Consider the following 13,748-nt stretch of genomic DNA (forward strand, 5'->3'; position numbering starts at 1 on the left):
TGCCCGCGCCACCGTGTTGATGCTGTCCAGTTGGACAAAGCCCAAGCGTTGGATCAACTCCAGCAACGACGCTCCCTTGGTCGGGCCGCTTGGCTGTTCCAGCAATGCATGCCGGTCCAGAAACAGTGCCCGGGCAGCGCGATTATCCAGCCGTTGCAGCGCCACGAACTCAGCGCCGCTTCAACGTGTCCCCATAGCTGATCTTGGGGGTCAGCGTGACGCGCGTTTCAATGTCGGTGTCCGGGTTTTCCAACCGCGCCGCGATGATCTCGGCCGCCTTGCGCCCGATTTCCAGCCGACAGGCATCCATAGTCGCCAGCCTGCGCGGCAGGCCCTGCAACAGCTCGACATTGTTGAAGCCCGCCAGCCCGATCTGACCGGGCACCTCGATGCCCTGATCCAGCAGGTACAGCAACCCACCCGCGCCGATCATGTCGTTGGAATAATAAAGAAAATCAAGCTCGGGTGAACGCTCCAGCATGGTTTGCGTCATCTCACGCCCCTTGGCCAGTGCCGAACCGCCGGAATAGAACTCGCGATCCTCTATCTCGACCCCGTTCTTGCCCAAGACCTCGGTAAACCCTTCGAAACGCTTTCTGGCCCGGTGATCCAGCGGCATCTTGGTGCCCATGAAGCCGATATGTTCATAGCCCGCTTTCAGGATCGCCTGCGCCATCTCGCGCCCGGCGCGGCGGTGCGAAATGCCGACCATCGCATCCACCGGCTTACCGTCAACATCCATGATTTCGACCACCGGAATCCCGGCGGAATCAAGCATGGCGCGGGCGGCTTCCGTATGCTCCAGCCCGGCGATGATCACACCCGAGGGCCGCCACGAGAGCATCTCGTACAGCACCTTCTCTTCCTTTTCGGGCAGATAATCGGTGACGCCCACCACCGGTTGCAATTCGGTATCTTCCAGTACCTGGTTGATGCCGGTCAGAACCTCGGGAAAGACCATGTTGGACAGCGACGGGATGATCACCGCCACCAGATTCACCCGGTTCGAGGCCAGCGCGCCGGCAATCTTGTTCGGGACATACCCAAGTTCTTTCGCTGCGGCCAGGACACGCGTGCGCGTGGCATCCGATACATCCCCCCGATTCCGCAACACCCGGCTGACGGTCATTTCGGACACGCCGGAGGCTTCCGAGACATCACGAAGGGTGAGCGGGCGTTTTGTTTCTGTAGTCACCTGGATACCTGCGCTGTTTGTTTTGCCCGATGGTAGCGCGAACGAATAGATTTGTACAACTGTCCTCAAAGGCCATGACAAGCTGAACAAAGGCGGTTACAGAGGGGCGGCGTGGCCCCGTGGCTCAACTGGATAGAGCAGCCCCCTCCTAAGGGGCAGGTTGCAGGTTCGAATCCTGCCGGGGTCGCCAAAAATATCATAATAACAATGGATTACGGAATTTCTTGACCTGTGTGGGGGTGCAAAATACCCTTACACACATGTTTCACACTTACACACATGCTTGGTGGTATTGAGATGCCCGACGAAAAGCACACGATTCTGGGCGGGAAAGTTCATGTTTACCGACGTGAGAGAAGCCGATTTTGGCAGTGCTCGACTTTCTTGAACGGCAAGAACAGGCGATCTTCCACCAAGGAAGAAAGCCTCAACCTGGCAAAAGAGTTCGCCGAGGACTGGTACCTAACCCTGCGTGGAAAAAACGCGCGCGGAGAACTGACGAACGAGCATAGCTTTGCCTTCGCGGGCGAAAAGTTCCTGCTCGAGTTTGAAGCCGACACGATGGGCCAACGGAATCCGAAATGTCTCAAGAACCATCAGAACCACATGCGGCTGCATTTGGTTCCTTTCTTTGGCAAGCTTGGGCTGTCAGAAATCACCACGACGAAAATCCAAGAGTATCGGTTGGCGCGGATGCAATCGACCTATCGCGGAAAGCACCCAGCCGCTGCTACAGTTCAAAAAGAGGTTGTGACGCTCAGAATGACATTAAAGGCCGCCGTTCGTCATGGGTGGCTGGGACACCTACCAGATTTTTCGGCGCCTTATCGTAGCTCGACAAAGGTCTCACACCGCGCATGGTTTTCGCCAGAAGAGTACAAGACGCTATACACAGCAAGCCGCGAAAATATCAAAGGCATGGTCAATCGGAAACACCGATACTTGGCGGAGCAGCTGCACGATAAAATCCTTTTCATGGCCAATACGGGCCTTCGGCCTGATGAAGCCATTCAGCTGCAATATCGAGATGTCGAAACCATCAAAGAGGGCGAAGAAGATGAAACTATCCTTGCCATCTCGGTGCGCGGCAAACGCGGCGTCGGTTATTGCAAAAGCATGCCGGGTGCCGTGCTGCCATTCCAGCGGCTGGTTGAGCGAAATAACCCTGCCCCGACCGACCATGTTTTTCCGCATGACCACAAGAAGGCATTCAACAGGTTACTGGAAGAAAACGATTTGAAGTTTGATCGAGATGGCAATCGCCGGACGCTCTATTCGCTGCGGCACAGCTACATCTCGTTCCGGCTGCTGGAGGGCGCTGACATCTATCAGATTGCCAAGAATTGCCGAACCTCGGTTGAGATGATTGAAAAGCACTATGCTGTGCATCTCAAGAACGTCATCGACGCCTCGGCGATCAATGTTCGAAGGCCCCGCCGATCCTAGAGTTTCCCTGCCTGGAACGTCCCCTAAATTTTAAAACCCCGAGAAGCTGAGTACTTTTCGGGGACATGTTTTTATCTGAGTATTCTTATATAGAAGGAAGTGCCAAATTGGCGTCTCATGCGTGCCAGCGTGGCGCATCCAGAAGTGCCAAATTGGCACTTCTAGTTTGGCCTCTTTCGTGTGGTCAGGTTCAATTCGTAAAGGTTGGACTTCCCAAGGCCACGGCGTTTGACGGTCAGGAAATCGGCATCCTCCAGCTCTTTGATCCAACGCACGACTGACCGCTTCCCCGCCCCCATGTCATCAGCCAGCTTTTCCTGCCCTGGGAAACAGTAGTCATTCTGCCACGCGTATTTGAGGAGCATCGCGTAAGTGAGTTTCGCGCCAACACTGATCTTCTGCGAGACAAGGATGAAGTTGGGCACCTGCGTAAACCCCCCTCCTGTCGAGATGATATCCCCGCCTTTCAGAACGATGTTTCGATCTTTGAGAATGGCCCCAATCAATTGCGCGTCTGTCATGGGAAAATTCTACCATGGCAGGGCCTTCGGCGCACGGGCACTACTGCACAGGACGTAATGGTTCCTGATGCGGATTCACAATCTGCGCATCCTCGTTGTCATGTTGAACAGGCGCTTTCAGAAAGGTCTGATCCGGCGCGCCGCCCAGCTGTAAAACCTGCGTTTCCAGATGACCGATATAGCGGCTCTGGCTCAGAAGATTCTTCTGCCCTTCTGCGTTCTGTTCGGTCAGGAAATCGATCTGCCTGTCGCGTACAGCCTTGTCGATTTCCAGCGAACGCAGCTCGCGGCGGAGCTCCTCAATCTCGGCGCTCACCTGCTGGTTCGCCTCGGTACGCCGAGGTTCGAACGCGTCCGCACGGGTTCGAACAGGTTCGTCTGCGGTGCGCACCGGTTCGGACGGATGCACACGGGTCTGTACCGGTTCGGACTGGGTCTGACTTTGCGCCTGAAACTCCAGTTCCGATCTGATCTTTACCGATAGAGAAGCCTTCTCAACCATCCAACGCTCGCCGGTCGGGGTTGTTTGTTTCTGGGCTTCAACATGTTCGTTCCGCGCCCAGGAGCGGATTGTCTTCTTGGTGCGATCAAGCCCCGCCTGCTGGCAGGCAATAAAGGCTTGATCGACCGTCAGCCACGTGCGTGGCGGTGTCGTATTTTCATGCATGCCTCAATCGTAGCAAGCACGGGCAGAGACGCACGCGAACTTGTCCACACGAGGGCGAACCTCACTCCTTCGACGACGCCTTCCAGCGAACCAACAACAAAACCCCGATGCCAACGAGCGCTGCCAGGATACCAAGCTGCACCCAATTGTCGGGGTTGCTGAAAAATAACTCTGTCTGTGTCGGTGGGGGATCGTAGTGAACCTCGGGTATGGTGTACTGCGCCACTGTTGCCGTAGGCAACAGGCTCATCAGGAGCATCAATCGTTTCATTGCCGCCTCCTCAACCTGCAATCCGGCAGCCTTTGCGGCGCATTATCTCTTCGATGTCCGAAAGGGTCTGGCGGCCCAGACCGCCCGTCACCGAAATCGCACCGAGTGCGGAGCGCGCAGGCAATGCCGCTGCCCGATGCTGCGAAAGCTGACTGCACGACAGGTGCTGATAGCCTTGCAGCCGCAGTTCCTGTCGCGCCTCGCGCGCATCTTCCGAGACAAAACTGTCAGGCTGCATGCACCCCGACACCAGCACCGCCGTAGCCAGAAAACTGGGAATTCGTTTCATGTTCGAGACCTCCAAACGTTACAAAACAGAGGCGCGCCACACGGGTTTTCCACATGCCCAGCGTGAAACAAAATTGGCAATTTTGTACAATGAGAAAGATCAAGGGTTTACGCGGCTTGCGAGCGTGATTCAGATGGCATAAGCTGCCGAAAGGTGGCGCAAAGCGTAAGATTTTCAATGCCTTGCAAAACGCTGAAACCGAATTGCCAATTTTGTTTCACTGCATCCAGAGCCTCTCGAACCCTTCGATCACCCTAACCCCGAGAGGTCATGAATGCTGCTTTCACATCGCCCATGCCATCCACGATGCGCCTATACGACGACAAGAGCCGACGGCTTTACATCAACGCCGATGAACGCGCGCGCTTCCTCGCGGCGGTTGACAGGGAAGAGCCAGCGGTACGAGCGTTCTGTCTGACCCTGTTCTACACAGGATGCCGCCTGTCCGAGGCCCGCGAACTGCGCTTCTCAGCCATCCAAGCCCAAGCGCGCCTCATCTCTTTCCGCAGCCTGAAAAAGCGTGGCTACCACCACATCCGCGAAATCCCGGTGCCGCCACAGCTAATCGATGCGTTCCGAGATTTGCCGCGAGAGTTGTCTCTGCCAATCTGGACAGTCTCTGGCCAGAAGGTTAGCCGAGTGACCGCCTACCGATGGATCAAACGGGTTATGGAGAAAGCAGACATCATCGGCCCCCAAGCCTCACCCAAGGGCCTGCGCCACGGCTACGGCATCCACGCCGTCCGCTCAGGCGTCCAGCTTCACATGCTGCAAAAATGGATGGGCCACGCCAGCATGACCACCACGGCGATCTACGCAAACGCGGTGGGCGATGAAGAACTGGAAATCGCTGACCGAATGTGGTGAGTATCATACAACACCGCCTCAAACAGCGTCACGTTGCCAAAGCTGCTGCGCCGCCACCTAAGGTTGCGCATCGCAATGAATAACGTACACTGAATTAACAATAATTTCGAAGAAACGAAAAATGACAGAAGAACAAAAACGAAGCCTTGAGGGGCAGCTCTGGAAAATCGCAAATGAACTTCGTGGCAAAATGGATGCCGACGAGTTTCGCGATTATATCCTTGGGTTCATTTTCTATAAGTACCTTTCCGAGAAGCAGCATATTTTTGCAAACCAACTTCTGGAAACGGAAGAAGTCAAAGATTACCCGAAGGTCACTGACCCAGAAGATCTGGCAGCCATCGAAGAAGAGTCCGTCGAGAAGCTCGGATACTTCCTGAAACCCGGCCATCTCTTCAGCGCCATCACGGCCAAAGGCAACATCAAGATCGACGAAGATGATGAAGAGGAAGCTGGTAACTTCATCCTGGCCGATATTCAAGAAATCCTGAACGCCATTGAACGCAGCACGATGGGGAATGAGAGCGAAGACGACTTCAACAAGCTTTTTGAGGACATCGACCTCGACAGCACCAAGCTTGGTCGTACCCCTTCCGCCCGTAACACCCTCATCGCGAAGGTCTTGGCGCATCTCGACAAGATCGACTTTCAGCTGCAAGACACTGACGCCGACGTCTTGGGCGACGCCTATGAATACCTGATCGCTCAGTTCGCATCGGGTGCAGGAAAGAAGGCGGGGGAGTTTTACACTCCGCAACAGGTTTCAAAAATCCTCGCCAAAATCGTAACAGCTGGGAAAAAGAAAGTCCGCTCCGCTTACGATCCGACCTGTGGGTCTGGGTCGCTCCTGCTTCGTATCGCCAAAGAATCAGAAGTAGGCGAGTTCGCGGGCCAAGAGCTGAACCGCACCACCTACAACCTCGCGCGGATGAACATGATCTTGCACGACGTGCATTATCGCAACTTCGACATTCGCCAAGAGGACACCCTCGAAGAGCCTCAGCACCTCGACAAGCAGTTCGAGGCTATCGTTGCCAATCCGCCGTTTTCGGCCAAATGGAAGGGCGCGAACAATCCTTTGAATGAATCCGACGACCGTTTCAGCCAGTACGGGAAAATCGCCCCCAGCTCCAAGGCCGACTTCGCCTTCGTGCAGCACATGATCTACCAGCTTGCCGAAAACGGAACCGCAGCCATCGTTCTGCCGCATGGCGTTCTATTCCGTGGCGCAGCAGAGGGCGTGATCCGTGAATACATCATCAAGGACATGAATTATCTCGATGCTGTCATCGGGCTCCCGCCGAACCTTTTCTATGGCACCTCAATCCCAGCCTGCATCCTGGTGCTGAAAAAATGCCGCGTGCATGACGACAACATCATGTTCATCGATGCGAGCGCTGAGTTTGAAAAGGTCGGCAATCAAAACGCACTGACAGACGATCACGTCCGCAAGATTGTCGAAACCTATGAGCGCCGCGAGCCGGTTGAGAAATACGCATATCCTGCACCGCTGAGCGAGGTGGCCGAGAATGGCTATAACCTCAATATCCCGCGCTATGTGGATACGTTTGAGGAAGAGGAAGAGATTAACCTCAGCGCTGTCGCAACTGCCTTGCACGCCCTCGAAAACGACATGAAAACCACCGACAAAACCATCGCCGGCTTCTGCGATGAGCTCGGCATTAAAGCACCGTTCACGCTATGAGTGGGGGAGTAGAGAACACACCGAAGCTGCGGTTTCCTGAGTTTTCAGGGGAGTGGAAGGGCGCTGATCTAGGTGAACACGTAGACCTATTAACAGGATACCCATTTAAGAGCTCCGACTATTCAGAGAACGCATCAGACATCCGTTTATTACGCGGTGATAATGTGGTTCAGGGAAAAATCCGTTGGGACGATGCCAGATTTTGGCGAGAGAACCAAAAGGAGGGCTTAGAACGATTTCGGCTCAAAGAGAACGATTTCGTGATCGCTCTTGATCGTACGTGGGTTAAGGCAGGGATTAAGGCAGCGCCCATTAAGAAAGAAGACCTGCCATGTCTTTTGGTTCAGCGAGTGGCTCGAATTCGAGCGCTAGAGACAATGGATCAGGGCTTTCTGATCTGTATTTTCCAGTCTTACCGTTTTGAAAGTATGACGAAGACGTCAAAAACTGAAACCGCTGTGCCGCACATAAGTCCGAAAGACATACGCGAGTTTCAGGCGCATGTTCCTAAGCTCCCCGAACAACAAAAAATTGCGGCGTTTCTTGGGGCGGTGGATGAGAAGATCGGGCAGTTGACGCGCAAAAGGGCGCTTTTGGAAGACTACAAAAAGGGCTGCATGCAACAGCTCTTCACCCAAAAACTCCGCTTCAAAGACGATCAGGGCAACGACTTCCCTGATTGGGAGGAAAAACCACTGTACTCATTCTTGACGGAAACCAAGAATAAGAGCGAAGGCGCTGAACCCGTCTTCTCTGTTTCTGTGCACAAGGGCTTGGTGGATCAAGTCGAACATTTAGGCCGCAGCTTTTCTGCCGCCGATACGGATCATTATAATCGCGTAGAGCCCGGAGACATTGTTTACACAAAGAGCCCTACCGGAGACTTTCCATTTGGCATCGTGAAACAAAGCCGGATCGACAAAAACGTGATTGTTTCTCCGCTTTACGGCGTGTTCAAGCCCGAGACCCCATGGCTTGGATATTGGCTGCACGTTTACTTTGAATCTCACGTTAACACTGGAAACTACCTAAGACCCATCATTCAGAAAGGCGCAAAGAACACGATAAATATCACAAATGCGACGTTCCTCTCGGCGTCTCTGAAGGTACCAGTTGATCATGACGAACAACAAAAAATAGCTGATTTCCTATCCGCCATCGACGCCAAGATCAGCCTCGCCGCCGATGAGCTGAGCGCTGCCCAAGATTTCAAAAAAGGCCTTCTTCAACAGATGTTTGTATAGGAATTGCATGGCAACACGTATCCCAACCACAGAAGAGTTCGCCGCCTATTCAGGGGCGCATACGCACGCGCTTTGGCGTGATACAGGCGATGACTGGTGCTGTCCTGTGTGCAGGCGCTCTAAATTCCAGATTATGACGTGGACAAAGCGTCAATCTGGGTGGGGATGGTTGGCACCTCTATGCGAACAGGTTGATAAGCTGAATTGGCCATTTGGCGATCAACGGTTTCCAGAAACGATCATTTGCCAGCACTGCAACCGCGCTGGTTACAATGCGCAACGAAAGCTGGGTTTGCATGCCGATTTCCGGTTTTCGCCGACGGAATTATCGAGGTTTGTTTCGGCCAATCCCCATGAGCGGGCCACATATGATTTAGTCGTCGCTGACCGCGTTGTTTCCGAGCTGCGGGCGGCTGGAGTTAGCCCTTTGTGATAGAATTGTGTTGTTTATGACGACAGACCCCAAGACATGGAAATCCATAGATGAACAGATCGACATCCTCGCCGCGCGCGGGATGGGGTTTGAGGATGTTCCAGCCGCGCGCAAAGCCTTGTCGCGGATTGGGTATTATCGGCTCAGCGGCTATTCGCATCCATTCCGCAAGCGGGACGGGGATGGCGACATTCTGGATGACTTCGCGGATGGCACACAGTTTTCAGACATCCTTGCGCTGCTCGATTTTGACAAGGCGTTGCGGCTCTTGTTTCTGGAGGCGATGGAAACCGTCGAGTTGGCTCTGCAATCACAGATCGCCTACATCATGGGCGAACGTGACCCGCTGAGCTATATGAAGCTCGACCACCTCAACAGTGAATTCGCCACGAAAGTAGATCGCAACGCAGAACTTCCCCGATTTGATCTCTGGCAAGACAAGCACGCCAAGCAGCGGCATGCCAACCGCAACAAGCCTTTTATCAAGCATCATGAGGGGCGCGATTTGCCGATATGGGTTTCGGTTGAGATTTGGGACTTTGGCATGCTGTCGCGGTTCTATGCGATGATGAACCTGCGCGACCAACAAAAGCTCTGCCAGCCATTCGGCATCTCAAAAACCCGCATGTTGGGGGATTGGCTGCGTGCGTTCAGCTACTTGCGCAACATCGCGGCGCATCATGCACGGATTTGGAACGTCAATGTGTTGGTACGTGGGGACGTGCCACCTGCCTGGACACAGCTGAAGGCTTTGAAGAATAACGAGCCGTTCCTGTACTTCTGTCTAGCGGCGCGTATGATCAAGGTGCTTTGCCCTGACAGCGACTGGCCCAAGCGCTTTGCCGAAGCGTTGAAAACCTTTCCTGATCCTGAGAATGGTCAGGTCAGGCTGGACAGCTTTGGTATCATAGAGGGGTGGGAGGAATGGCCATTCCTGAAATAAAAAGGCGACACCGATGGGTTTCCCCAAGACAGTGCCGCGCCTATTGCCCTCAATTTAACAAACCAATCCTTAATGTCAAGTTACCGTAACGAGCCCTTATGACCACACAAACAGAACAACAACTCGAAGATGCCCTGATCGCCCAACTGCAAACGCTTGGTTGGGATCGTGTGGTGATCAAGGACGAAGCAGAGCTCGTCGCCAATCTGAAGGCCCAGTTGGAGCTACACAACAAGGTCACGTTGTCGGAAGCTGAGTTCAAGCAAATCCTCAACCAGCTGTCGCGCGGGAACATCTTTGAGAAAGCCAAAACCCTGCGCGAGCCCAAGCTCAGCTATCGCCGCGACGACGGCAAGACGGGCTACATTGAGCTGATCAACCAAATCCAGTGGTGCAAGAACCGCTATCAGGTGACCAACCAGATCACCATGGAGGGGAAGTACACGAACCGCTACGATGTGACGCTTTTGGTGAATGGCCTGCCTTTGGTGCAGATCGAGCTCAAGCGGCGCGGTCTGGAGATGAAAGAGGCCTTTAACCAGACCAATCGCTATCATCGGCACAGCTTTTCGGCTGGCCTTGGCCTGTTCGGTTTTATCCAGCTGTTTGTCATCTCAAACGGGGTGAATACCAAATATTACTCGAACAATCCTGTCGAGAAACGCGACTTCAAGCAGACGTTCTTCTGGGCTGATGAGGACAATAAGAAGATTGCGCAGCTCAGCGATTTTGCGAGTGCCTTCCTTGAAAAATGCCAGCTGAGCAAGATGATCACCAAGTACATCGTGTTGCACGAAGGGGATCAAATCCTGATGGCGCTGCGGCCCTATCAACATTATGCGGTCGAACGCATTGTGGAGCGGGTACATAACAGCACCAAGAACGGCTACATCTGGCATACGACAGGGTCGGGAAAAACACTGACGTCGTTCAAGGCGGCACAAATCCTGACCCAAAGCCCTACGGTTCACAAAGTTGTCTTTGTGGTGGATCGCAAAGACCTGGATTTTCAGACCATCCGAGAGTTCAATGCCTTCCAAGAGGGGAGTGTAGATGCCACCAACAACACCGCAACGCTGGTCAAGCAGTTTGCTGATGACACGCCGTTGATCGTCACCACGTTGCAAAAGCTGAATACGGCAATCAGCAACAAACGGCATCTGGGCACGATGGATGGCCTGCGTGACAAACGGATGGTGTTCATCTTTGACGAATGTCACCGCAGCCAGTTCGGGGACACCCACAAGCGGATCACCGAGTATTTCCAGAACGTTCAGATGTTTGGTTTTACCGGCACACCGATTTTCGCAGACAATGCGGCCAAGAACGCATTGGGAAAACGAACAACCAAAGACCTCTTTGGGGAATGCTTACACAAGTATGTCATCACCGATGCAATCCGAGACGAAAACGTCCTGAAGTTTTCAGTCGAATACATTCGCACCGTCAAAAGGCGCGATCAGATCGACGACATCGAGGTCGAGGCGATTGACACCGCAGAGGTGATGGAAGCACCTGAGCGGTTGGATCGGATTACAGACTACATCATCGCCAACCATGGGCGAAAAACGCACAATCGCGATTTCACGGCCATCATGTGCGTCTCAAACGTCAAAAGCTTGATTGCCTACTACGAGCTCTTCAAAGCCAAGAAGGAAGCGGGTGAGCATGATCTTAAAATCGCGACGATCTTCTCGTATCAAGCCAATGAAGACGACGCGGATGCAGACGGCCTGGGCGACAGCGACGATCTGCCGGATGACAACAGGCCGGTGAATGCCCACAGCCAAGAAAAGCTTGATGAATACATTGCCGACTATAACGCGATGTTTGGCAGCAATTATTCGACCAAAGACAGCAAGCTTTTCTACGCTTACTACAAGGACATCGGCAAAAGGGTAAAGGCACGCCAGATTGATATCCTGCTCGTCGTGAATATGTTTCTGACCGGCTTCGACAGCAAAACTTTGAACACCATCTATGTCGACAAGAACCTCAAGTTCCATGGGCTGCTGCAGGCGTACTCACGCACCAACCGGATAAAGGGCTCGAAAAAGAGCCAGGGTAACGTGGTCTGTTTCCGCAACCTCAAATCCGCGACGGATAAGGCCATCGAACTCTTCGCCAATAAGGACGCTCAAGAAGAAATCATCCTGGAGCCTTACGAAGACTACCTCAAGAAATTCGAAGATGCGGCGCACAACCTTTTAGCGATTACGCCTGATTTGGACAGCGTTGACGATTTGTTGACCGAGGAAGATGAGCTGCGGTTCATTCAAGCCTTCAGGGAGCTGCTCCGGGTCAAGAACGTGCTCGATTGCTTCACCGAGTTTAGCTTTGACCACCTGCCGATAGACGAACAGCTTTTTGCGGATTTCCGAAGCAAATACCTGGATTTGTACGACAAGGTGCGCACTGAACGCGCGAAGGAAAAGGTTTCTATCCTTGATGACATCGACTTCGAGGTTGAGCTTATCAGCCGCGACAAGATTAACGTCAGCTACATCATCAGTCTCCTGCGCGACATGCAAAACCGACCCGAACCTGAGAAGGCAAAGGCGAAAAAGAACATCATGGATGTCCTTGACGGGGAGGCGCAGCTTCGCAGCAAGAAAGAGCTTATTGAGCGGTTTATTTCCGATCATTTCCCGGACATGCCCGCCAGAGCTGATGTTGGCTCTGAATTCCACAATTACTGGGAGGCCGAAAAACAAAAAGCTCTCGCAAAATTGGCTGAGGAAGAAAATCTGAAATCAGACGGCCTCAGCAAAGTGATTGGTGATTATCTCTTTACCGAACGCACCCCGATGCGCGACGACGTAATTGCCATTCTCAATGAACGACCGTCCTTGAAGCAACGCGGCACGATTGCGGAACGGGTGACCGCCAAGATCAAAGCATTTGTTGAAACGTTCCTCGATGGCGTCGATTAAGAAAAGCCACCTTTGCGGGTGGCTTTTGCCTTCAATCTGCCGGGTTCCAGATGAGGGCGAACTCATCTTCGGTGTCGGGTTTCTTGCCGAGGTTGGCGTAGATCGTGCGTGGCCCGAACTCAGGCGCGGCGAGCGACAGGGAGATGTATTCATTGCCGTTGGTGCGGTTCTGGCGTTTCCAGCCACCGCCGAGCTCGACCTCATCCGCCATCACCCGAAAGTCGGGCATGGCGTCGTTGAATTTCTCAACGGGGATGATCTGGATGTCACGGCGGATCGACAGAGTGGCGAGACGGCCTTTGTAGGAACCGTTTGGCAAGAGTTTCACATGACCAATGGCTGGCATTGGGGTCTCCTTTTCAACATGTTGGGGGAAAGATCGATGCGCGGATTATACCATAGGAAAAGCCCGCGCCGGTGATGTCCGGCGCGAGCTTGTGGCGGGCCACTGGCTCAGTTTTCATAGGTCAAATAGATCGCCTTGGCGGCGGCTCTCGACGTAGTGCTGCCAATTTTTGCTTTGCGCGGCGTGTTCAAGCCATGCGGCCACATAGGCGACATGGGTTTCGAACCCTTTCAGCTCGACCATCGGCATGAAGTGCGATTTGTAGCCGGTCTCGGTGATGGGTAACCGCTCGGCGCATCGCAGCTCGATGTGGCAAAACCCTTCAATCGGATGGGCATATTTGCAGCTGACCTGAAACTCGATGCCGCGCCAGGTAAGTGTCGCGGTTTCCATCCGCTCCATCAGTATTCCTGGGCGAGCATGATGGTCAGCACGCGGCAGGTTTTGGTCAGATCGCTTGGGTCTTCTGAACCAAACTGCAAATCTGCATCGTAATAATCCACCTTCCAGAACACCTTTTCGCCCCGGAATTCAAAGGCCCCAAAGCTGTGATCGTGGTATGGATCATTGTCTTCGCTGAAGTCGTCAAAGCTGCGCACCGCCTCAAAGAGCGCGGGAAGATGCTTGTTTGGCTCGGCCTCATCATCGCAGAGCGTCTGAATGCCCGAGGTCATCATGACCTGACCGGGCACGCCCGAGGGCATTGGCATCGCCTTGCGGAAACGGTCGTTCTGCTCGCGAATTGTTGCTGTTTTCTCTTCCATATTTCTCTCCTCGCAGGGCACGTCCGAGGGATTCGGGCGCGTCCATCGAGGCAGAAGGGAAGCGGTCAGCAGGGAAGGATCAGCTGCGCGCATTTTATCATGGGCGCGCGGGTCGCCCAAATTT

At 53.7% G+C, this 13,748-nt stretch carries 14 protein-coding genes, 1 tRNA gene and 1 pseudogene; 7 read left to right on the plus strand and 9 right to left on the minus strand.

The annotated features are described in order from the left end of the window. Nucleotides 1-165, minus strand: a pseudogene (locus AC2FLX_RS18050) (winged helix-turn-helix domain-containing protein); the annotation flags it as partial. Between the two features lie 4 nt (nt 166-169). Further along, nucleotides 170-1,195: a LacI family DNA-binding transcriptional regulator gene (locus AC2FLX_RS18055; RefSeq protein WP_496810243.1), complete on the minus strand. Its 1,026-nt coding sequence runs from the start codon at nt 1,193-1,195 to the stop codon at nt 170-172. A gap of 113 nt (nt 1,196-1,308) precedes the next feature. Here AC2FLX_RS18055 and AC2FLX_RS18060 point away from each other — a divergent pair. Both AC2FLX_RS18060 and AC2FLX_RS18065 read left to right on the plus strand, forming a co-directional pair. After that, nucleotides 1,309-1,385: transfer RNA gene (locus AC2FLX_RS18060), tRNA-Arg, on the plus strand. A gap of 107 nt (nt 1,386-1,492) precedes the next feature. Then, complete coding sequence (locus AC2FLX_RS18065) at nt 1,493-2,641, plus strand: site-specific integrase (RefSeq protein ID WP_496810242.1); 1,149 nt, start codon at nt 1,493-1,495, stop codon at nt 2,639-2,641. Nucleotides 2,642-2,802: 161 nt separating this feature from the next. On the opposite strand, the gene AC2FLX_RS18070 is transcribed toward AC2FLX_RS18065, so the two are convergent. The 4 genes from AC2FLX_RS18070 to AC2FLX_RS18085 all read right to left on the minus strand — a co-directional run bounded on the left by AC2FLX_RS18070 (nt 2,803) and on the right by AC2FLX_RS18085 (nt 4,389). Continuing rightward, complete coding sequence (locus AC2FLX_RS18070; RefSeq protein ID WP_496810241.1) at nt 2,803-3,162, minus strand: helix-turn-helix domain-containing protein; 360 nt, start codon at nt 3,160-3,162, stop codon at nt 2,803-2,805. Between the two features lie 40 nt (nt 3,163-3,202). Continuing rightward, nucleotides 3,203-3,829, minus strand: coding sequence for a hypothetical protein (locus AC2FLX_RS18075; protein ID WP_496810240.1), 627 nt, complete (start codon nt 3,827-3,829; stop codon nt 3,203-3,205). A 61-nt stretch (nt 3,830-3,890) separates the two neighbouring features. After that, nucleotides 3,891-4,100, minus strand: a complete 210-nt coding sequence (locus tag AC2FLX_RS18080; protein ID WP_496810239.1) for a hypothetical protein — start codon at nt 4,098-4,100, stop codon at nt 3,891-3,893. 10 nt (nt 4,101-4,110) lie between these two features. Beyond that, the gene (locus AC2FLX_RS18085; RefSeq protein ID WP_496810238.1) at nt 4,111-4,389 is read right to left on the minus strand and encodes a hypothetical protein; all 279 of its coding nucleotides are present in this window, start codon (nt 4,387-4,389) and stop codon (nt 4,111-4,113) included. A gap of 270 nt (nt 4,390-4,659) precedes the next feature. Here AC2FLX_RS18085 and AC2FLX_RS18090 point away from each other — a divergent pair, with 270 nt between their 5' ends. The 5 genes from AC2FLX_RS18090 to AC2FLX_RS18110 all read left to right on the plus strand — a co-directional run bounded on the left by AC2FLX_RS18090 (nt 4,660) and on the right by AC2FLX_RS18110 (nt 12,514). Next, the gene (locus AC2FLX_RS18090; protein WP_496810237.1) at nt 4,660-5,256 is read left to right on the plus strand and encodes a tyrosine-type recombinase/integrase; all 597 of its coding nucleotides are present in this window, start codon (nt 4,660-4,662) and stop codon (nt 5,254-5,256) included. 121 nt (nt 5,257-5,377) lie between these two features. Further along, on the plus strand, nt 5,378-6,961 hold the full coding sequence (locus tag AC2FLX_RS18095; RefSeq protein ID WP_496810236.1) for a type I restriction-modification system subunit M: 1,584 nt from the start codon (nt 5,378-5,380) through the stop codon (nt 6,959-6,961). Further along, nucleotides 6,958-8,205, plus strand: a complete 1,248-nt coding sequence (locus tag AC2FLX_RS18100) for a restriction endonuclease subunit S (protein ID WP_496810235.1) — start codon at nt 6,958-6,960, stop codon at nt 8,203-8,205. The genes AC2FLX_RS18095 and AC2FLX_RS18100 overlap by 4 nt, the downstream gene beginning before the upstream one ends. A gap of 449 nt (nt 8,206-8,654) precedes the next feature. Continuing rightward, nucleotides 8,655-9,581 carry an Abi family protein gene (locus tag AC2FLX_RS18105; RefSeq protein ID WP_496810234.1) on the plus strand — a complete coding sequence of 309 codons (927 nt, stop codon included), beginning with the start codon at nt 8,655-8,657 and terminating at the stop codon, nt 9,579-9,581. Nucleotides 9,582-9,679: 98 nt separating this feature from the next. Next, nucleotides 9,680-12,514: a type I restriction endonuclease subunit R gene (locus AC2FLX_RS18110; RefSeq protein WP_496810233.1), complete on the plus strand. Its 2,835-nt coding sequence runs from the start codon at nt 9,680-9,682 to the stop codon at nt 12,512-12,514. 31 nt (nt 12,515-12,545) lie between these two features. Here the strand turns inward: AC2FLX_RS18110 and AC2FLX_RS18115 are convergent, their stop codons facing one another. From AC2FLX_RS18115 to AC2FLX_RS18125, 3 genes are all read right to left on the minus strand, one after another. After that, nucleotides 12,546-12,860, minus strand: a complete 315-nt coding sequence (locus AC2FLX_RS18115) for a DUF736 domain-containing protein (RefSeq protein ID WP_496810232.1) — start codon at nt 12,858-12,860, stop codon at nt 12,546-12,548. A 114-nt stretch (nt 12,861-12,974) separates the two neighbouring features. Further along, on the minus strand, nt 12,975-13,262 hold the full coding sequence (locus tag AC2FLX_RS18120) for a hypothetical protein (protein ID WP_496810231.1): 288 nt from the start codon (nt 13,260-13,262) through the stop codon (nt 12,975-12,977). Next, complete coding sequence (locus AC2FLX_RS18125) at nt 13,262-13,744, minus strand: DUF3768 domain-containing protein (protein WP_496810230.1); 483 nt, start codon at nt 13,742-13,744, stop codon at nt 13,262-13,264. The genes AC2FLX_RS18120 and AC2FLX_RS18125 overlap by 1 nt, the downstream gene beginning before the upstream one ends. Between the last annotated feature and the right edge of the window lie 4 nt (nt 13,745-13,748).

This window comes from Ruegeria sp. YKSF57 (genome assembly GCF_059612585.1).

Excerpts from the sequence above, each read along its gene's own strand:
- AC2FLX_RS18080 (WP_496810239.1), bottom strand. The coding sequence starts at position 4,100 with ATGAAACGATTGATGCTCCTGATGAGCCTGTTGCCTACGGCAACAGTG.
- AC2FLX_RS18110 (WP_496810233.1), top strand. The coding sequence starts at position 9,680 with ATGACCACACAAACAGAACAACAACTCGAAGATGCCCTGATCGCCCAA.
- AC2FLX_RS18115 (WP_496810232.1), bottom strand. The coding sequence starts at position 12,860 with ATGCCAGCCATTGGTCATGTGAAACTCTTGCCAAACGGTTCCTACAAA.
- AC2FLX_RS18075 (WP_496810240.1), bottom strand. The coding sequence starts at position 3,829 with ATGCATGAAAATACGACACCGCCACGCACGTGGCTGACGGTCGATCAA.
- AC2FLX_RS18065 (WP_496810242.1), top strand. The coding sequence starts at position 1,493 with ATGCCCGACGAAAAGCACACGATTCTGGGCGGGAAAGTTCATGTTTAC.
- AC2FLX_RS18085 (WP_496810238.1), bottom strand. The coding sequence starts at position 4,389 with ATGAAACGAATTCCCAGTTTTCTGGCTACGGCGGTGCTGGTGTCGGGG.
- AC2FLX_RS18100 (WP_496810235.1), top strand. The coding sequence starts at position 6,958 with ATGAGTGGGGGAGTAGAGAACACACCGAAGCTGCGGTTTCCTGAGTTT.
- AC2FLX_RS18070 (WP_496810241.1), bottom strand. The coding sequence starts at position 3,162 with ATGACAGACGCGCAATTGATTGGGGCCATTCTCAAAGATCGAAACATC.
- AC2FLX_RS18090 (WP_496810237.1), top strand. The coding sequence starts at position 4,660 with ATGAATGCTGCTTTCACATCGCCCATGCCATCCACGATGCGCCTATAC.
- AC2FLX_RS18095 (WP_496810236.1), top strand. The coding sequence starts at position 5,378 with ATGACAGAAGAACAAAAACGAAGCCTTGAGGGGCAGCTCTGGAAAATC.
- AC2FLX_RS18105 (WP_496810234.1), top strand. The coding sequence starts at position 8,655 with ATGACGACAGACCCCAAGACATGGAAATCCATAGATGAACAGATCGAC.
- AC2FLX_RS18120 (WP_496810231.1), bottom strand. The coding sequence starts at position 13,262 with ATGGAGCGGATGGAAACCGCGACACTTACCTGGCGCGGCATCGAGTTT.